The organism is Streptomyces sp. NPDC058872 (assembly GCF_042743065.1).
In the GTDB taxonomy this organism is placed as follows: domain Bacteria; phylum Actinomycetota; class Actinomycetes; order Streptomycetales; family Streptomycetaceae; genus Streptomyces.
Genome location: NZ_JBHYMK010000042.1, coordinates 1 through 17,641, shown reverse-complemented (window position 1 = coordinate 17,641; position 17,641 = coordinate 1). Strand labels below are relative to the sequence as shown.

The 17,641-nt window shown below is 73.1% G+C and carries 16 protein-coding genes and 1 pseudogene; 10 read left to right on the top strand and 7 right to left on the bottom strand.

The annotated features are described in order from the left end of the window. Window positions 1-66: 66 nt before the first annotated feature. The 4 genes and pseudogenes from ACFW22_RS24425 to ACFW22_RS24410 all read right to left on the bottom strand — a co-directional run. Window positions 67-216, bottom strand: a pseudogene (locus ACFW22_RS24425) (VOC family protein); the annotation flags it as partial. Window positions 217-242: 26 nt separating this feature from the next. Beyond that, window positions 243-1,094, bottom strand: coding sequence for an EamA family transporter (locus tag ACFW22_RS24420; protein WP_386408314.1), 852 nt, complete (start codon window positions 1,092-1,094; stop codon window positions 243-245). Continuing rightward, window positions 1,091-1,588, bottom strand: a complete 498-nt coding sequence (locus ACFW22_RS24415; protein WP_386408312.1) for a YbaK/EbsC family protein — start codon at window positions 1,586-1,588, stop codon at window positions 1,091-1,093. Before ACFW22_RS24415 ends, ACFW22_RS24420 begins: the two co-directional genes overlap by 4 nt. Before the next feature lie 54 nt (window positions 1,589-1,642). Further along, window positions 1,643-3,286 (bottom strand): penicillin-binding transpeptidase domain-containing protein, encoded by a 1,644-nt coding sequence (locus ACFW22_RS24410; protein ID WP_386408310.1) that lies wholly within the window; start codon window positions 3,284-3,286, stop codon window positions 1,643-1,645. A 265-nt stretch (window positions 3,287-3,551) separates the two neighbouring features. On the opposite strand from ACFW22_RS24410, the gene ACFW22_RS24405 reads away from it, so the two are divergent. Next, entirely contained in the window at window positions 3,552-3,932 is a 381-nt protein-coding gene (locus ACFW22_RS24405; RefSeq protein WP_386408308.1) for a nuclear transport factor 2 family protein, read from the top strand. Between the two features lie 91 nt (window positions 3,933-4,023). On the opposite strand, the gene ACFW22_RS24400 is transcribed toward ACFW22_RS24405, so the two are convergent. Both ACFW22_RS24400 and ACFW22_RS24395 read right to left on the bottom strand, forming a co-directional pair. After that, window positions 4,024-4,593, bottom strand: a complete 570-nt coding sequence (locus ACFW22_RS24400; protein WP_386408306.1) for an SMI1/KNR4 family protein — start codon at window positions 4,591-4,593, stop codon at window positions 4,024-4,026. A 283-nt stretch (window positions 4,594-4,876) separates the two neighbouring features. Next, window positions 4,877-6,634 (bottom strand): dolichyl-phosphate-mannose--protein mannosyltransferase, encoded by a 1,758-nt coding sequence (locus tag ACFW22_RS24395; RefSeq protein ID WP_386408304.1) that lies wholly within the window; start codon window positions 6,632-6,634, stop codon window positions 4,877-4,879. A gap of 52 nt (window positions 6,635-6,686) precedes the next feature. Here ACFW22_RS24395 and rsmI point away from each other — a divergent pair, with 52 nt between their 5' ends. The 7 genes from rsmI to ACFW22_RS24360 all read left to right on the top strand — a co-directional run bounded on the left by rsmI (window position 6,687) and on the right by ACFW22_RS24360 (window position 12,823). Next, window positions 6,687-7,574: a 16S rRNA (cytidine(1402)-2'-O)-methyltransferase gene (gene rsmI, locus ACFW22_RS24390; RefSeq protein ID WP_386408302.1), complete on the top strand. Its 888-nt coding sequence runs from the start codon at window positions 6,687-6,689 to the stop codon at window positions 7,572-7,574. Between the two features lie 139 nt (window positions 7,575-7,713). Then, window positions 7,714-8,133 carry a hypothetical protein gene (locus ACFW22_RS24385; protein WP_384885869.1) on the top strand — a complete coding sequence of 140 codons (420 nt, stop codon included), beginning with the start codon at window positions 7,714-7,716 and terminating at the stop codon, window positions 8,131-8,133. 97 nt (window positions 8,134-8,230) lie between these two features. After that, window positions 8,231-9,100, top strand: coding sequence for a TatD family hydrolase (locus ACFW22_RS24380; RefSeq protein ID WP_386408299.1), 870 nt, complete (start codon window positions 8,231-8,233; stop codon window positions 9,098-9,100). Window positions 9,101-9,173: 73 nt separating this feature from the next. After that, window positions 9,174-10,460: a ubiquitin-like domain-containing protein gene (locus ACFW22_RS24375; protein ID WP_386408297.1), complete on the top strand. Its 1,287-nt coding sequence runs from the start codon at window positions 9,174-9,176 to the stop codon at window positions 10,458-10,460. Window positions 10,461-10,526: 66 nt separating this feature from the next. Then, window positions 10,527-11,402 carry a 16S rRNA (adenine(1518)-N(6)/adenine(1519)-N(6))-dimethyltransferase RsmA gene (gene rsmA, locus ACFW22_RS24370; RefSeq protein WP_386408295.1) on the top strand — a complete coding sequence of 292 codons (876 nt, stop codon included), beginning with the start codon at window positions 10,527-10,529 and terminating at the stop codon, window positions 11,400-11,402. Then, window positions 11,399-12,292 carry a 4-(cytidine 5'-diphospho)-2-C-methyl-D-erythritol kinase gene (locus tag ACFW22_RS24365; RefSeq protein WP_386408293.1) on the top strand — a complete coding sequence of 298 codons (894 nt, stop codon included), beginning with the start codon at window positions 11,399-11,401 and terminating at the stop codon, window positions 12,290-12,292. The genes rsmA and ACFW22_RS24365 overlap by 4 nt, the downstream gene beginning before the upstream one ends. A gap of 234 nt (window positions 12,293-12,526) precedes the next feature. Beyond that, window positions 12,527-12,823, top strand: a complete 297-nt coding sequence (locus tag ACFW22_RS24360; protein ID WP_386408291.1) for a hypothetical protein — start codon at window positions 12,527-12,529, stop codon at window positions 12,821-12,823. Between the two features lie 61 nt (window positions 12,824-12,884). On the opposite strand, the gene ACFW22_RS24355 is transcribed toward ACFW22_RS24360, so the two are convergent. Beyond that, entirely contained in the window at window positions 12,885-13,850 is a 966-nt protein-coding gene (locus tag ACFW22_RS24355; RefSeq protein ID WP_386408289.1) for a hypothetical protein, read from the bottom strand. A gap of 188 nt (window positions 13,851-14,038) precedes the next feature. Between ACFW22_RS24355 and ACFW22_RS24350 the strand changes: the two genes are divergently transcribed. Both ACFW22_RS24350 and ACFW22_RS24345 read left to right on the top strand, forming a co-directional pair. Beyond that, a complete protein-coding gene (locus tag ACFW22_RS24350; protein WP_386408287.1) occupies window positions 14,039-15,334 on the top strand; it encodes an acyltransferase in 1,296 nt (431 codons plus the stop codon). 139 nt (window positions 15,335-15,473) lie between these two features. Continuing rightward, a complete protein-coding gene (locus tag ACFW22_RS24345) occupies window positions 15,474-17,279 on the top strand; it encodes an ABC-F family ATP-binding cassette domain-containing protein (RefSeq protein WP_386408285.1) in 1,806 nt (601 codons plus the stop codon). Window positions 17,280-17,641 lie beyond the last annotated feature (362 nt).

The window sequence follows — 17,641 nt, the reverse complement described above, 5'->3', positions numbered from 1 at the left end:
CCTCGGGCCCGAACGGACGGCAACCGCCGGGCGGCAACCGCCGGGCGGCACCGGAGGGCCGGGCGGTCAGTCAAGACAGAACTCGTTGCCCTCGATGTCCTGCATCAGGACGCAGGACTCGTTTTCCTCGTCGGCGACCAGGATCTTCGGGTGCACCGCGCCGAGCGCGACCAGCCGTGCGCACTCCGCCTCGAGCACGGCGAGGCGCTCCGCACCCCGACCCCGCTCCGGCGGGACGGGGCTCATCCCGCCCGCAGCATCAGTCCGATGCCCACCACCATCAGGCCCGCCGCCGCGACCCTCGGGGCGCCGAAGCGCTCCTTGAAGAAGACGGCGCCGATGGCCGCGCCCACGATGATGGAGGATTCCCGGAGCGCGGCGATCGGGGCGAGGGGAGCCTTCGTCTGGGCCCACAGGACGAGGGCGTACGCGGCGACCGAGAGCGCCGCCCCGAGGAGCCCCCGCGCGGCGTACGGGCGGAGTTGGGGCAGCAGCGCCGCGCGGCGGGTCCACAGGGCGTACGCCGGGATCACGAGGCCCTCCAGGACCATCAGCCAGGCGATGTAGCCGAGCGGGGTGCCGGAGGCGCGGACGCCGACGCCGTCGACGACGGTGTAGAGGGCGATCGCCAGGCCCGTCGCGCCCGCGGCGAGGAGCGCCGGCCAGTGCGGACGGGTCCCCTTGCCCCGGATGCCCCACAGCGCCAGTCCGGTCAGGCCCGCGCAGGCCACCGCCACGCCCAGCAACTGCCAGCCGCCCGGCACCTCGTGGACGAAGGCCGCCGCGAGGGCCGTGACGGCCAGTGGTGCCGTACCGCGGGCGATCGGATACATCTGGCCGAAGTCGCCGAGCGTGAACGAGCGCATCAGCAGGGCGTAGTAGCCGATGTGGAGGAGCGCCGAGGCGATCAGGTACGGCCAGGCCCCCGCGGCCGGGAGCGGCACGAAGCAGGCCGTGACCAGACCGATCAGCGCCCCGCCGCCGGAGATCAGCGTGAAGGAGAGCAGCTGGTCCTTGATGCCGTGGGCGATCGCGTTCCAGCCGGCGTGGGTGACCGCGGCGACGAGGACCGCGAACGCGACGAGCGGGGTCACGCGGCGGGCTCGCGGACGTCCACCAGGGTGGCGCCGGAGTGCCCGACCAGTTCCTTCGGGGGCATCGCGAAGACCGTGTGCGGGGTGCCCGCCGCCGCCCACACCACGTCGTGGTCGAGGATCCCCCGGTCGGCGAGGACCCGCGTCCGGGTGCGGTGCCCGAACGGGGGCACGCCCCCGATCGCGTACCCGGTGGTCTCCCGGACGGTCTTCGCGTCCGCCCGGGTCACCTCCGCCGCGCCCAACTCCTGCCGCACCCGCTTGACGTCCACCCGTGCGGCGCCGTCCACCAGGACGAGGACGGGCACCCCGTCCGCCGCGAAGACCAGGGACTTCACGATCTCGGCGACCTCGCAGCCGATGGCCTCGGCGGCCTGCCGGGCGGTGCGGGTCTCGTCCGGAAAGCGCCGGACGTCGACGTCGACCCCCAACTCCCGGAGGGCGGAGGCGAACCGGGGATGGGCGGGGGAGGGGGCGTCGTTCTCAGCGGTCATGGCCGCACGCTAGCGGTCGGTGTACGGGGCATGCGACGGGGTTTCGCCGCGCGGTCACCACCCCGCCTTGAGGACCTGTGCGACGACGGGGCCCGCCGCGTCGCCGCCGTGGCCGCCCTCCTGGACGACGGCCGCCGCGGCGAGGTCCCCGGAGTAGCCGGTGAACCAGCTGTTGGAGACCTGGCCGTCGACCTCGGCGGAGCCGGTCTTGGCGCCCTTGGGCCGGGGCACCCCGATCATCGTCCGGGTGGCGGTGCCGTGTGCGTCGGTGGCCGCCGCCTTCATCATTCCGCGCAGCCCGGAGGCGATGGTGCTGGGCAGCCGTTCGGCCTGGGCGAACGGGCGGTCGTCGAGTTCCCTCGCGACCAGGTACGGCTGGCGGAAGCCGCCGTTCTTGGCGGTGGCGGAGAGCGAGGCGACGTTCAGGGCACTCATCGTGATCTTGCCCTGGCCGATGTAGGAAGCGGACGTCTCGTTCCCGACCGACTCGGGGACGCTGCCGTCCCACGCGCCGACGCCGATGTTCCACTCCTCGCCGATGCCGAACCAGCGGCGGGCGGTCGTCCCGAGGGCGGTGTCCGCGACGCCCTTGCCGCTGAGCGTGGTGATCGCCTTGATGAAGGCGGTGTTGCAGGAGCGGCTGAAGGCGTCGGTGAGGGTGGCGTCGGGGATGGAGAACCTGTCGAGGTTCTGGAAGGTCCTCCCCCTCGACAGGACGTCGGGCGGACACTCGACCCGACTGCGGGGAGTCGCCAGTCCGTGTTCCATCATCATCGCCGCCGTGACGATCTTCATCGTGGAGCCGGGGGCCTGCTGGCCCTGGAGCGCGACGTTGAACTCGGCGACCGGGTTGTTGGCGACCGCCCGTATCGCCCCCGTCGACGGCTCGATCGCGGCCACCGAGGCCTTCTGGAACCCCTTGACCGCCTTCTCCGCCGCCGCCTGGACGTCCGCGTCGATGGTGGTCTTCAGCACGCCCGGCTTCCCTTCGCGCAGGACGAGCAGGGGGGTGTCGGCGACGTCCGTGGTGCCCGAGTCGATCCAGGTCTCGATGCCCGCGGTGCCGTCGACCTTCGCCCCGTACCGCCTGCGCAGCTCGTTCAGGACCGGCCCCAGGGAGGGGTACTGCTCCGCGGTCAGTTCCACCTCGTTGCGGTCGACGGCCTTCACCGCGGCGGTCTCGGCACGTCCCGTGCGCAGGGTCGCGGAGGCCGTCAGCTTCGGGTGGAGCACGGTCGACCGCCACTCCACGAGCGGCCGGCCGGTGGTCTGCCCGCGGACCACGGTCAGCTCCGAGGCGTACGACCAGTCCTTGGACGCGCCCTCGTACGAGACGGTGGCCTTCACCGTGAACGGCACCTTCGCCCCGACCGGGGTGCCCGGGGTGATCACGGCCTTCGAGATGCTCGCGCCCTCCCGGTAGGCGGCCACCGCGGGCCCTGCCGTGACCGGGTCGTTCGTCAGCTGGGCCGCCCGCTCCGGCTCCCCGGCGGCCCAGGCGGCCAGGAAGTCCTTCGCGGTGGCCGTGATCTCGTCGGCGGTGACCGGGCCGGTCCGCGGCGCGTCCCCGGCGCGGGTCCCGATGCTCGAGTCACCGCCCGTGATGCCGTTCCAGAGGTTGTAGCCCCCGTACCCGACGCCGCTCGCCACGACGGCGAACACCCCTCCGACGATCGCGACCTTCGTGCCACTGCGCATGACTGTGGTTCCCCTCCCCCAGGCGGCCGTCCAGTGAAGCAGCGTCCCTCGTGCATGTCGAGAAACTTTCGCCACATATGTCAACTGGCCTTCGGCGCGTCCGCTTCCCCACCGGACCGCGGCGACCGGGGGAAGCCGAGGTCCGTGCCGACCCCGGGGCCGGTCGTTTCTCCGCCGGCCGAGATCCGCTCGCCCCCGTCGGGCCCGACCACCTGCTCGACGCACCCGCCGTGCCCCACCCGGACCCCGACCCTACGGTGGCAGCATGAGCGACCCGGAGAAGAACAAGGCCACGGCTCAGGCGTTCTACGACCTGATGTTCAACCAGTGCCGCCCCGCCGAGGCCATCGACCGGTACGCCGGCGATGCCTACGTCCAGCACAATCCGCACGTCGGTGACGGCAAGCAGGCGTTCATCGACTACTTCGCGCGCATGGCCGCCGAGTACCCGGGCAAGCGGGTCGCGTTCAAGCGGGCCTTGGCCGAAGGCGACCACGTGGTCCTCCACTGCCACCAGACCTGGCCGGAGGAGGAGTACGCGGGCATCGACATCTTCCGCTTCGACGCCGGCGGCAGGATCGTCGAGCACTGGGACGTCCTCCAGGTGATCCCGTCCACCTCCGAGAACGACAACACCATGTTCTGACCCTCCTCCGCACGCCCTCCTCGCCGCACTTCCTCCGCCCGTTGGGCGTGGGGAAGGACCGGCGGTGGCCGCCTTGCGGTCGGGAACCGTCTCACGACCAGACGAGTCGACCTTCGGTGATCCCGCAGACGGGGTAGCTGCCATCGGCGATCTTCGTCAGCATCTCCGCGACGGAGTCGAAATACCGGGCCATCGATTCGTATTCGCCGGTGACCGTGATGTCACCCACGAACCAGCTGCCGACACGCCCGTCCCGCACATCGACGAACTTGCCCGTCCAGCCGTCGTGGTCCGACAGGAACGGGATCCACTCATTGCGCCAGAACGGGTTGTCCGGCTGGTCCGGAGGGTCGAATCCACAGGGCGTGGAATGGTTCGCGTAGAGCCCCTCCATCGCCCGGATGCCCAGAAAGAAGCTCCCCTCGTCGGGGAACCCATCGAAACCGCAACATTGCACTTTGTCGTCGAAGTCTTCCTCCGACAGATCCAGGTTGTTCTGCAACAGCCACGTCCGCAGGTCCCCATGCAGGGAGATCCCCATCCGTTCCTCGGCTGCCGCGAGCATCTGCTCCGTGGCGGGCCCGGGCAGATCCGCGTGATCGGCCGGCGCGTGCTCCCGAAGCAGACGCATCACGCGCGACCAACTCTCGGCCACACTCATGGTCCCCTGCCCTCTTTCCCCGGAGTGCACCTGGCCCCCGATGCGGTTCGTGCAGTCCTCGCGCGCTGCCGGTACGGCCGCCCCACCCACCTGGTGGCGCCCTCTTCGCACGGCCCCGCTGCTTGATCGATTTCGGCAACAGCCTAGGCACGCCCTCTGACAGACGGGGTCCGGGCCGTACCCGTGCGGGGCGTCCGGACATCCGGTCCCCGTCCCTCGGCCGAGGCCCGGGCCGCCGAGGGGGCGCGACCGCCGGTCGCGCCCCCTCGCCGCATTTCCCCTGCTACACCCAGGTGTCGAGCCACATCCGGTTCCTCCACTGGTCCAGTGGAATGGGGGTCCCGGTGTAGATGGGCCAGAAGTAGATGAAGTTCCAGACGATGAGCAGGACGAGACAGCCCGCCGCCACCGTGCCGAAGGTCCGGCGCCTTTCCGAGGAGCCGCGGGGGCCGATGATCGCGCCCAGCATCATGGCCACCGCCAGGCACAGGAAGGGCACGAAGACGACCGCGTAGAAGAGGAAGATGGTGCGTTCCTGGTAGAGGAACCAGGGGAGCCAGCCGGCCGCGATGCCGCAGGCGATCGCGCCCGCGCGCCAGTCGCGGCGGAAGGCCCAGCGCCACAGGACGTACAGGACGGCGAAGCAGGCGGCCCACCACAGGAGGGGGGTGCCGAGGGCGAGGACCTCCTGGGCGCACTTCTCGGCCGCGTCGGCCGGGCAGCCCTTGGTGCCGGGGGCGGGGGACTCGTAGAAGTACGAGACGGGGCGACCGAGGACGATCCAGGACCAGGGGTTCGACTGGTACGTGTGGGGCGAGGTGAGGCCCACGTGGAAGGTGTACACCTCGGTCTCGTAGTGCCAGAGGCTGCGCAGCCAGTCCGGGAGCCAGCTCCAGGTGCCGCCGCCGGTCAGCTTGTCCTGTTCGGCGGCCCAGTTGCGGAAGTAGCCCTTGTCGCTGACCAGCCAGCCGGTCCAGGTCGCCAGGTAGGTGGCCAGGGCCACCGGCACGACCGAGACGAACGCCGGCAGCAGGTCCTTCTTGACGACCGCGAGGTACGGGCGGACGGCGCCGGCCGTGCGTCGGCCGCCGACGTCCCACAGGACCGTGAGCAGGCCGAAGGCGACCATCACGTACAGGCCGTTCCACTTGGTCGCCGCCGCGAGGCCGAGGGACACCCCGGCCGCGATCCGCCACGGGCGCCAGCCCAGGCGCAGGGACTCCGCGACCTCGGCGTCGGGCCGCAGCACCCCCTCTTCGTCCTCGGGCAGCGCGGCGGCGAGCCGTTTCCTGGTCCGGTCCCGGTCGAGGACGAGACAACCGAAGGCGGCGAGCACGAAGAACATCAGCACCTGGTCGAGGAGCGCGGTGCGGCTCATCACGAAGTGCAGGCCGTCGACGGCGAGCAGGAGGCCGGCCAGGCAGCCGAGGAAGGTCGAGCGGAAGAGGCGGCGGCCGATCCGGCACAGCATCAGCACCGACAGGGTGCCGAGCAGCGCCACCATGAACCGCCAGCCGAAGGGCTCGAAGCCGAAGAGCTTCTCGCCGAGGCCGATCATCCACTTGCCCATCGGCGGGTGGACGACGTAGCCGGGGTCGGTGGGCACCAGGACCGAGTCGGGGTCCTGCAGGATCGTCTTGTCGATGTCCTTCGGCCAGGCGCCCTCGTACCCCTGGTTGATCAGGGCCCAGGAGTCCTTGGCGTAGTACGTCTCGTCGAATATCACCGCGCGCGGCTTGCCCAGGTTCCAGAAGCGCAGCAGGCCGGCGACGGCCGTGACCAGCAGCGGTCCGCCCCAGGCCATCAGCCGCCACAGCCGCTCGGCGGGGCCGGGGCCGATGCCCAGGAGCGACCACGTCCGGGCGGAGGGCCGGGTGTACGGGGGGACGAGCCGTTCGCGCAGCCCGATGGGCGGTGCGGCGTCCGGGCCGGGCGGCGGATAGCCGAAGCGCCGCAGCCTCCGCTGCCACGAAGAGGGCTCTGCCACGGTCTCCGCCATGGGGTGCTGGCCTTCCAGGGCCTCGGGTGCGGTACTGGTCACCGCGCCATCGTAGGGACTGTGCCTGTGCGCGTCGCCTGTCCGGGCTGGGAGGATGTCTCGTGTGACTGGAACGTTGGTACTCGCAGGGACCCCCATCGGTGACATCGCGGACGCTCCGCCCCGATTGGCCGCGGAGCTGGAGCGCGCGGACATCGTGGCCGCCGAGGACACCCGGAGGCTGCGCGGCCTCACCCGGGCGCTCGGCATCCACACCACGGGACGGGTCGTCTCGTACTTCGAGGGCAACGAGTCCGCCCGCACGCCGGAGCTGGTCGAGGCCCTCGTCGGCGGCGCCCGGGTGCTGCTGGTGACCGACGCGGGCATGCCGTCCGTGTCGGACCCCGGCTACCGGCTCGTCGCCGCCGCCGTCGAGCAGGACGTCAAGGTCACCGCGGTTCCCGGCCCGTCGGCCGTGCTCACCGCCCTCGCGCTCTCCGGTCTGCCGGTGGACCGCTTCTGCTTCGAGGGCTTCCTGCCGCGCAAGGCCGGCGAGCGCCTCGGTCGGCTCCGCGAGGTCGCGGACGAGCGGCGGACCCTCGTCTACTTCGAGGCCCCGCACCGGCTGGACGACACCCTCGCCGCGATGGCCGAGGTCTTCGGCGGCGAGCGTCGGGCCGCGGTCTGCCGCGAGCTGACCAAGACGTACGAGGAGGTCAAGCGGGGGCCGCTGGCCGAGCTCGCCGCCTGGGCGGCCGAGGGGGTCAGGGGCGAGATCACCGTGGTCGTCGAGGGCGCCCCGGAGACCGGGCCCGCCGAGCTCGACGCGGAGGAGCTGGTGCGCAGGGTGCGGGTGCGCGAGGAGGCGGGGGAGCGGCGCAAGGAGGCGATCGCCGCGGTCGCGGCCGCAGCGGGCCTTCCCAAGCGGGAGGTGTTCGATGCCGTGGTGGCGGCAAAGAATGCGGACGCATCGGGCCCCGCGAAGGGTAAAGGACTAACCTGAAAGGCAAAGCCGAACCCGGCGCCGGGACTCTCCGCAGGGCGCTTGGCAAGGGAAGAGCCAAAAGCCTTCCATGGTTCGTCCCGCGCTGATGCGCTCCGGCCCGAAAAGGCGTCCACTGATCAGTGGAGAGGAGCATGGCATGAGCGAGATCACCGGCACCGGCATATCCGTCGCCCATGAGGCATACGCCTTCGCCTGCATGCGGTGTGGATACGGCTGGGAGCAGGCGTACGACATCGAGCACCACGTCGACGCCGCCGGCCACGAATTCGTCGTCTACAAGGCCGACGGGGAGCGGGTCCCGTCCCCGCTGTCCAGTCCCACCTGCATGAACTGCGGCGGTCACGTCGTCCGGATCATGCGCGCGGGGCAGGTGTCGTCGGTGCTCGACCTGATCGCCGCGACCGAGAAGCACCACCACGGAGCGCGGGCGACGAAGCCCGTCTCGCCCGCGGGGCCCATCGGGCAGGAGCTCACTGCGGACGCCCCCGAGAAGCCGCCGGTGCCGCACCACTGGCACCTGTCGGACCTCCTGCACCCCTTCCGGCGCCGCCAGTAGTCGGGCCGGGGGCCCGCCCCCCTCACCGGTGCCTCCGGGGGACGGAGGCGCCGGCAACCCTGCGCGCGGGCGCGCGCGGCCCTCGTACGATCGGGGCATGACTGCCAAGGACGCCCCGCCGCCGCTGCCCGAACCCCTCCTCGTGGAGGTCGCGGACTCGCACACCCACCTGGACCTGCAGTCCGGGACCGTCGAGGAGGCCCTGGTCAAGGCCGCCGCCGTCGGCGTGACCACGGTCGTCCAGGTCGGCTGTGACGTGAAGAGCTCGCAGTGGGCCGCCGAGACGGCAGCCGCGCACGAGAAGGTGCACGCCGTCGTCGCGCTGCACCCCAACGAGGCCCCGAGGATCGTCCTGGGCGACCCCGACGGCCGGTCCCGACAGGGGGCCCGCGACGGCGGCGGCGAAGCCGCCCTCGACGACGCCCTCGGCGAGATCGACCGGCTCGCCGCCCTGCCGCAGGTGCGCGGGGTCGGCGAGACCGGCCTCGACTTCTTCCGCACGGGGCCGGAGGGCATCGCCGCGCAGGAGCGTTCCTTCCGCGCCCACATCGAGATCGCCAAGCGGCACGGCAAGGCCCTGGTCATCCACGACCGGGAGGCCCACGCCGACGTGCTGCGCGTCCTGGAGGAGGAGGGCGCCCCCGAGCGGACCGTCTTCCACTGCTACTCCGGCGACGCCGCCATGGCCGAGATCTGTGCCGCCAAGGGCTACTACATGTCCTTCGCCGGCAACGTCACCTTCAAGAACGCCCAGCCGCTGCGGGACGCGCTCGCGGTCGCCCCGCTGGAACTGGTCCTCGTCGAGACCGACGCCCCCTTCCTCACCCCGGCGCCCTTCCGGGGCCGGCCGAACGCCCCGTACCTGATCCCGGTCACCGTCCGGGCCATGGCCGCGGTCCGCGGCATCGGGGAGGACGAACTGGCGGAGGCGATCGCCGTGAACACCGCCCGGGCCTTCGATTACTGATCCATAACGATCACTTAAAGTCCCGGGTTCGCTACGAGGGGTGACGGTGGGCTGCGCCTAGGGTCCCGGCCTCGTGAGCACTTCCCAGGGCAGTCGCCGAGCCGGACGGCGAGGGGCGGGCACCACCCTGCCCGTGGACGAGCAGCCGACCCGGACGGCGCCCACCGCGCCGCCCGCCCCCGCCGTCGGCGTCCCCGGGCAGGACGCGCGTGCCGGCGTCCGCCGCACCGCCCGGCGGCGCCGGGCCCCGGGGAGGGCCGGCGCCGCCGCGGACGGGCTGCGCAGGCTCGTTCCGCAAGCCCTCGTCGTCGCCTTCCTGGCCGGCGGCACCACGGCCTTCGTCGCCGACGACAAGGCCGTCCGGCTCTCCGTCGACGGCGTCCCGCGCACCTTCCACACCTTCGCCGACGACGTCGAGGAGCTCCTCGCCGACGAGGGCCTGACCGTCGGCCCGCACGACATCGTCGCCCCCGGCCCCACCGAGGCCCTGGCCGACGGGGACGAGATCGCCGTCCGCTACGGGCGGCCGGTCTTCCTCACCCTCGACGGACGGCGCCGACAGGTGTGGACGACCGCCCAGGACGTCGAGGGGGCGCTGCGCCAGCTCGGAGTCCGTGCGGAGGGCGCCTACCTGTCGGTGTCCCGTTCCGCCCCGATCTCCCGGCGGGGCCTGGCGCTCGACGTCCGCACCGAGCGGGCCGTGACCTTCCTCGCCGACGGGCGCGAGCGGACCGTCCGCACGAACGCCGCCACCGTGCGGGAAGCCCTCGCCGAGGCCGGGATCACGCTCTCCGGACAGGACGCCACCTCCGTCGCCCCCGATTCCTTCCCCCGCGACGGCCAGACGGTGAACGTGCTGCGGATCACCGGCTCCCGGCAGGTGCGCGAGGAGTCCGTGCCGTACGCCGTCGAGCGGACCCGTGACCCCGAACTGTTCGCGGGCACCGAGGTCGTCGAACGGCAGGGCGTTCCGGGCGTCCGCCGCGTCACCTACAGCCTGCGGACCGTCAACGGCGTCCGGGAGCGGCCCCGCCGGACCGGCGAGGAGATCGTCCGCGCACCCGTCAACCGCAAGGTGCGGGTCGGCGCCAAGCCGCTGCCCACCTCCGTCGCCGGGGCCGACGGACTCGACTGGGGCGCGCTCGCCGCCTGTGAGTCCGGCGGCCGGCCGAACGCGGTCGACCCCTCGGGGACGTACGGCGGGCTCTACCAGTTCGACCCCGGCACCTGGCGCTCCCTGGGCGGTCGCGGAGTCGCCCAGGACGCCCCCGCGGCCGAGCAGACCTTCCGGGCGAAGAAGCTCTACGTGCAGCGCGGGGCGAGCCCGTGGCCGCACTGCGGCCGTCGCCTGTACCGGTGAGCGTCCGGGCCGTGCCGCGGCGATGAGCCGTAGGTGGGCCGCAGCCGTGCCCCGTAGGCTGTACCGGTGAGCACCACCACCGGCCCCGAAAGCCCCGACGCCCTCCTCGGCCCCGCCGACATCCGTGAGCTGGCCGCCGCCCTCGGCGTGCGCCCCACGAAGCAGAAGGGCCAGAACTTCGTCATCGACGCCAACACCGTCCGGCGGATCGTCCGCACGGCGGAGGTCCAGCCCGAGGACGTGGTCGTGGAGGTGGGGCCGGGACTCGGCTCCCTCACCCTGGCCCTGTTGGAGGCCGCCGACCGCGTGACGGCCGTCGAGATCGACGACGTGCTCGCCGCGGCGCTGCCCGCCACGATCGCCGCCCGCATGCCGGCCCGCGCCGACCGCTTCGCGCTCGTCCACTCCGACGCGATGCTGGTGCGGGAACTCCCGGGCCCGCCGCCGACCGCGCTCGTCGCCAACCTGCCGTACAACGTGGCCGTGCCGGTCCTGCTGCACATGCTGGAACGCTTCCCGACCATCGAGCGGACCCTCGTCATGGTCCAGGCCGAGGTCGCCGACCGGCTCGCCGCACGCCCCGGGAACAAGGTCTACGGCGTCCCGTCGGTGAAGGCCAACTGGTACGCCGAGGTGAAGCGGGCCGGCGCCATCGGCCGCAACGTCTTCTGGCCCGCGCCGAACGTCGACTCCGGCCTCGTCTCCCTGGTCCGCCGCACCGCACCGCTGCCGACCACCGCCACCCGGCAGGAGGTCTTCGCGGTCGTCGACGCGGCGTTCGCCCAGCGCCGCAAGACGCTGCGGGCGGCCCTCGCGGGCTGGGCGGGCTCGCCCGCCGCCGCCGAGGAGGCCCTGGTCAAGGCGGGCGTCTCGCCGCAGGCGCGCGGCGAGTCGCTGACGGTGGAGGAGTTCGCACGGATCGCGGAGGCGAAGCAGCGGTGAGCGTGACCGTACGGGTGCCGGCCAAGGTCAACGTCCAGCTCGCGGTCGGTGCGGCCCGGCCCGACGGCTTCCACGACCTGGCCAACGTCTTCCTCGCCGTCTCCCTCCACGACGAGGTGACCGCGACCCCCGCCGACCGGCTGACGATCACCTGTGAGGGACCGGACGCCGACAAGGTGCCGCTGGACCGCAGCAACCTGGCCGCCCGCGCCGCCGAACTGCTGGCCGCCCGCCACGGCATCTCCCCGGACGTGCACCTGCACATCCGGAAGGACATCCCGGTCGCCGGCGGCATGGCGGGCGGCAGCGCCGACGGTGCGGGCGCGCTGCTGGCCTGCGACGCCCTGTGGGGCCTGGACACGCCCCGCGAGGTGCTGCTGGAGATCTGCGCCGAACTCGGCTCCGACGTGCCCTTCAGCCTGGTCGGCGGAGCGGCGCTCGGCACCGGGCGGGGCGAGAAGCTCACCGGGCTGCCGGTCGGGGGCGCCTTCCACTGGGTGTTCGCCGTCGCCGACGGCGGGCTCTCCACCCCGGCGGTGTACGGCGAGTTCGACCGCCTCACCGAAGGCGTCGAGGTTCCCGAGCCGGCCGCCTCCCCGGCCCTGCTCGACGCCCTGCGCACCGGCGACGCCGTCGCCCTCGCGGGCGCCCTCGTCAACGACCTCCAGGCGCCGGCGCTCTCCCTGCGCCCCTCGCTCGCCGAGACCCTGGCCGCCGGCACCCGGGCGGGCGCCCTCGCCGCCCTGGTGTCGGGCTCGGGCCCGACGACGGCGTTCCTGGTGAAGGACGCGGAGGCGGCGGAGGCGGTCGCCGCCGCGCTCCTCGCGTCCGGCACCTGCCGGACGGCCCGGCCGGCGACCTCGCCGGCGCAGGGGGCGAGGGTCCTCTAGGACCCGTCGTCAACGCCGCTCGGTCAAGGGCGGCGCCGGGCGCGCGGGGGCGGAAGGGACTTCCGCACCCCGCCCGGCACCGTCCGCACGGCCAGCACCGCCCGGCAGCGCGGCGGGCGACCGGCAACGGCCGTTCCCCACCGCCACGGAGCAGCACCCTCCGCCGCTCTCCGTTTTCCGTGCGGCAAGGCCCGTGCCTCCCCACGGCCACGGACCGCCGGTACGATCCGGCCCATGGAGACACCCGGCTGGTTCCTCCCCCTCACGTTCGGCCTGCTCTTCCTCCAGATCCTCGGCCTGGTGCCCGTCATCCGCCGGATGCGCGGATCCGACCCCACCACCCGCACCCGGGGCCGCCTCGACCTGCTGGACGCCGTCGGCAGCCTGCTGTTCATCAGCGGCGTGATGCTGAGCCTCGCGGTGGCGGAGCCCCTGTTCTGGCTCGTCCCGGCCGGTGTGCTGCTCCTGGCCGTCTGCTACGCCGTCAAGTGCGCCCACTGGCTCCGGGACCGCCGCCACACGGCGGGCTGACCCGGAGGGCGGACCGCGGCCCCGCCCTCCGGGCGGACGGACCCGCCTTCGACGGACCCCGCTAGAGCTTGTTCTTCGAGATCCGGGCCAGGAGCAGGTTCGGGTCCTTCACCGGGGTGAAGTAGGCCGCACTGGGCACGTACACGGTCTTGGCGCGGACCGCCACCGAGGTCGGGTTGTCGAGGCCGTCCGCGGCGGTGAGCACGGTCCGGTGGGTGCCGTCCGGGCGGACGAGCTCCAGCCGGCCCTCCATGACCAGCGCGGCGAGGACGGTGTCGCCGTGCCCGGTGAAGCCGAAGTCGTCGATCGTGGTGAGCCCGGTGGCCCTGGTCTCGATCGGGCCGGCGGCCCGGTCCTCTCCGATCGGGATGCGGAGCAGGGTCGAGCGGGCGGTGTTGGAGACCCAGACGGCACCGTGGTGGACCTTGAGGCCATTGGCGCCGAAGGCGATCGCGGCAGTCGGTTCGAGCGCGGCCCCGGAGGCCCAGACGGCGGGCGTGCGGGTGTCCAGCGGCACGCTCCACACGAGGCCGCGCGCCGAGTCGGCGACGTAGAGGGTCTCGCACTCCTCGTCGAGGGCGAGACCGTTGGGGAGGGCATCGGAGGGCAGGGCGACGATCTGCTCGGGCGCTCCGCCGCCGGGCGCGAGGCGCCAGATGCCGTTCTCGGCGGTGCCGGTGGCGTAGTTGACGTACAGGGTGCCGTCATGGGCGCGGGCGATGCCGGTGACGATCGCCGCGCCGAGTCCCGGGGTCTGCGGGTCGGCCACCTCGGGCAGGGTGGCGAGGACCGTGGTGGCGCCCTCCCGCGTGACGCGGGCCACCTGCCGGGCGAAGGCGAAGGTCAGGTCGGCGGAGCCGTCCGGCTCCAGGGCGATGTTCTCCGGGGTCTGACCGGCGGCGAAGTCGAAGGGGGCGACGACCCGGGGGTCGGACACGGTCGGCTCGCCGGCCGAGGCGGGACCGCCGACGAGCAGGACGAGGGCCGCGGCGAGGGCGACCGCGGACAGGCGTGGGACGCGGGACATGGACGTCTCCTCGGAAGGGGATGACGGAACACGAACATGACGGATCGTCGGCCCGGGAGCCCAGGAGTCCGGCAGCCAGGGCCGAGAGGTCGCCCGCGCGGCCGACGGCAGCCCTCCGTACGTACTCACGCGCCCTCTGAGTACATGAGCGCTGACGCCCGCCCCACCGCGGTCGGGACGCTGTCCCCATGGGAACCAGCGCGCGTGACATCGCCGCCGCCACACCGGCGACGCGGGACCGGTACGTCGACCTGCTCCGGGTCGCCTCCCTCGCGGTCGTCGTCCTCGGCCACTGGCTGATGGCGGCCGTCACCGCCGACGGGCAGGTCGGGAACCTGCTGGCCGTCGTGCCGGAGCTCCAGGCGGCGACCTGGGTCTTCCAGGTCATGCCGGTGTTCTTCTTCGTCGGCGGCTTCTCGCACGCCCTCGCCCACCGCTCGCGTCCGCAGTACGCGGCCTTCCTGCGGGCCCGGCTCCAACGCCTGCTCCGGCCGACGATGGTGTTCGTCGGGGTGTGGGGCGCCGCCGCGCTGCTGCTCCGGTCGGCCGGCGCGGACGGGGGGCTCACCGGCGTCGCGCTGCGCCTGGTCGCGCAGCCGCTCTGGTTCATCGGGATCTACCTGGCGATGGTCGCCTTCACCCCGCCGCTGCTGCGGCTCCACGAGCGCTGGGGGTGGGGCGCGTTCGCCGCACTGGCGGCCGGAGCGGTCGCCGTGGACCTGCTGCGGTTCGCGGTGGGCCTGCCCCACGTCGAGTTCCTGAACTTCGGGTTCGTGTGGCTGGCGGTCCACCAGCTCGGCTTCCTGCGCGCCGACGGCATGATCCGCCGCCCGGCCCTGCTCGCCGGAGCGGGGCTGGTCGGGGCCGGTGCGCTCGTCGCCCTCGGCCCGTACCCGCTGTCCATGGTCGGGATGCCCGGCGAACGGGTGTCGAACATGGCGCCGCCGACCCTCGCACTGCTCTGCCACGGCCTGTGGCTGGTCGGTGCGGTCGAGCTGCTGAAGGGCCCGGGCGCCCGGCTCGCGGGCCGCCCCCGGGCGTGGCGGGCGGTGGTCGCCGCCAACGGGATCGCGATGACGGCCTTCCTCTGGCACCTCACGGCCATGCTCGGGGTGTACGGGGTGCTGCTCGGGCTCGGTACGGAGCTCCCGGACCCGGCCTCGGGCGCCTGGTGGGCCCGGGTCCCGCTCCGGTTCGCCGCGGCGGCGGCCCTGACGGCCCTGCTCGTCGCCGCCTTCCGCCGTTTCGAAGCCCCGGTCCCGGCCGTCCCGGCGACCGGCCGGGGCGGGCCCCTCGCGGCCCTCGGCATCACCCTGGCCCTGCTGGGCGTGCTCGGCCTGTCCCTGACGGGCTTCGCGGGCCTCCTCGACGGACACGCGGCCACCCTGATCGTCGTCCCCGTCACCGCCCCCGCGGCCGTCGCCCTGGCCCTGGCGGGCTGGCTCCTGGTGGAGCGGGCGGGCCGGGGCCGCCCGGACCGCTGACCGTCGCCGCCGGCCGGCGGGTGCGTCCCGGCAGGCGGCGCCCCTCCGGCGGACCCGGGGTCCCGCCGGTGCCCCGGGGGCCCACGCCCGACGGCGACGTACCCTGGTACGTCGATCGATCCCCGGTACAGGAGTCAACGTGGCCGTCAACCTGGTCAATGTCGAGGCCGTCAGCAAGGTGTACGGCACCCGTGCCCTGCTCGACGGGGTCTCGCTCGGGGTCTCCGAAGGGGACCGGATCGGGGTCGTCGGCCGCAACGGCGACGGCAAGACCACCCTCATCCGGATGCTCGCCAAGCTGGAGGAGGCCGACAGCGGTCGCGTCACCCACAGCGGCGGGCTGCGCCTCGGCGTGCTCACCCAGCACGACTCGCTCGACCCGGAAGCCACCATCCGGCACGAGGTCATCGGCGTGATGGCCGACCACGAGTGGGCGGGCAGCGCCAAGATCCGCGACGTCCTCACCGGCCTCTTCGGCGGCCTGGACCTGCCCGGCTTCGAGAAGGGCCTCGACACCGTCATCGGCCCGCTCTCCGGCGGTGAGCGGCGGCGCATCGCGCTCGCCAAGCTCCTCATCGACGACCAGGACCTGATCGTCCTGGACGAGCCCACCAACCACCTCGACGTCGAGGGCATCGCCTGGCTCGCCGGCCACCTCCAGAACCGCCGCTCGGCACTCGTCTGCGTCACCCACGACCGGTGGTTCCTCGACCAGGTCTGCACCCGGATGTGGGACGTCCAGCGCGGTGCCGTGCACGAGTACGAGGGCGGCTACTCCGACTACGTCTTCGCCCGCGCCGAGCGCGAGCGGATCGCGGCCACCGAGGAGGCCAAGCGGCAGAACCTGATGCGCAAGGAGCTGGCCTGGCTGCGGCGCGGAGCGCCCGCCCGCACCTCCAAGCCGCGCTACCGCATCGAGGCCGCGAACGAGCTGATCGCCGACGTCCCGCCGCCGCGCGACACCAGCGAGCTGATGAAGTTCGCCAACGCCCGGCTCGGCAAGACGGTCTTCGACCTGGAGGACGTGACCGTCACCGCCGGCCCCAAGGAACTCCTCAAGCACCTCACCTGGCAGCTCGGGCCCGGCGACCGCATCGGCCTGGTCGGCGTCAACGGCGCGGGCAAGACCTCGCTCCTGCGGGTGCTCGCCGACGCGGCCGTCAGCCAGGGCGAGCAGCAGCCCGCCGCCGGCAAGGTCGTCGTCGGCAAGACCGTCCGGCTCGCCTACCTCTCGCAGGACGTCACCGAACTGCCCGCCTCGCTGCGCGTCCTGGAGGCCGTGCAGCAGATCCGCGACCGGGTCGACCTCGGCAAGGGGCGCGAGATGACCGCCGGGCAGCTCTGCGAGCAGTTCGGCTTCGGCAAGGAGAAGCAGTGGACTCCGGTCGGTGACCTCTCCGGCGGTGAGCGCCGCCGCCTCCAACTGCTGCGCCTGCTGATGGACGAGCCGAACGTCCTCTTCCTCGACGAGCCCACCAACGACCTCGACATCGAGACCCTGACCCAGCTGGAGGACCTCCTCGACGGCTGGCCGGGCTCCATGATCGTGATCTCCCACGACCGGTTCTTCATCGAGCGCACCACGGACCGGACGTTCGCGCTGCTCGGGGACAAGACCCTGCGGATGCTGCCGCGCGGCATCGAGGAGTACCTGGAGCGCCGCCGGACGATGATCGAGGCGTCCGCCCCGGCGCCCGCCGCCGCGCCCGCGCAGCAGAAGCCGGGCGTCTCCGCCGCCGACGCCCGAGCCGCGAAGAAGGAGCTGCAGAAGGTCGAGCGCCAGCTCGACAAGGTCTCCGACAAGGAGGCGAAGCTGCACGCGCAGATCGCCGACAACGCCACCGACTTCGAGAAGGTGGCCAAGCTCGACGCAGAGCTCCGGGCGCTCGTGGAGGAGCGCGAGGAACTGGAGATGCGCTGGCTGGAGTTGGCCGAGGACGCCTAGTCCGACGCTTCGGCGGGGGACGCATAACGACGCCATCACGGGCCGGTCCTCCCTTGGGAACAAGGGGCGGACCGGTCGCTTTTGCGCCACTGAGCGGGTGGTAGAAAGAAAACCCGTTCACGTCTAGGGGGAACCGCTGATGACCCAGCCGCCCAGCAACCAACCGCCGGGGGGCTTCGGAGCCCCACAGGAACCGGGCCAAGGCCCCGGCACGCCTCCCGTGCCGCCGGTTCCGCCGCAGACGCCGCCCGCGCCGGGGCCGTACGGGCAGCCGCCGTCTCCCCCCTACGGGTATCCGCAGCAGCCGGGGCAGCCGGGGCCGTACGGGCAGCCGCCGTCCTCGCCCTACGGGTATCCGCAGC

Bases quoted from the DNA above. Each gene is read 5' to 3' on its own strand.
- ACFW22_RS24350 (WP_386408287.1), top strand. From the start codon at position 14,039: ATGGGAACCAGCGCGCGTGACATCGCCGCCGCCACACCGGCGACGCGG.
- ACFW22_RS24385 (WP_384885869.1), top strand. From the start codon at position 7,714: ATGAGCGAGATCACCGGCACCGGCATATCCGTCGCCCATGAGGCATAC.
- rsmI (WP_386408302.1), top strand. From the start codon at position 6,687: ATGTCTCGTGTGACTGGAACGTTGGTACTCGCAGGGACCCCCATCGGT.
- ACFW22_RS24415 (WP_386408312.1), bottom strand. From the start codon at position 1,588: ATGACCGCTGAGAACGACGCCCCCTCCCCCGCCCATCCCCGGTTCGCC.
- ACFW22_RS24360 (WP_386408291.1), top strand. From the start codon at position 12,527: ATGGAGACACCCGGCTGGTTCCTCCCCCTCACGTTCGGCCTGCTCTTC.
- ACFW22_RS24405 (WP_386408308.1), top strand. From the start codon at position 3,552: ATGAGCGACCCGGAGAAGAACAAGGCCACGGCTCAGGCGTTCTACGAC.
- ACFW22_RS24380 (WP_386408299.1), top strand. From the start codon at position 8,231: ATGACTGCCAAGGACGCCCCGCCGCCGCTGCCCGAACCCCTCCTCGTG.
- ACFW22_RS24400 (WP_386408306.1), bottom strand. From the start codon at position 4,593: ATGAGTGTGGCCGAGAGTTGGTCGCGCGTGATGCGTCTGCTTCGGGAG.
- ACFW22_RS24410 (WP_386408310.1), bottom strand. From the start codon at position 3,286: ATGCGCAGTGGCACGAAGGTCGCGATCGTCGGAGGGGTGTTCGCCGTC.
- ACFW22_RS24355 (WP_386408289.1), bottom strand. From the start codon at position 13,850: ATGTCCCGCGTCCCACGCCTGTCCGCGGTCGCCCTCGCCGCGGCCCTC.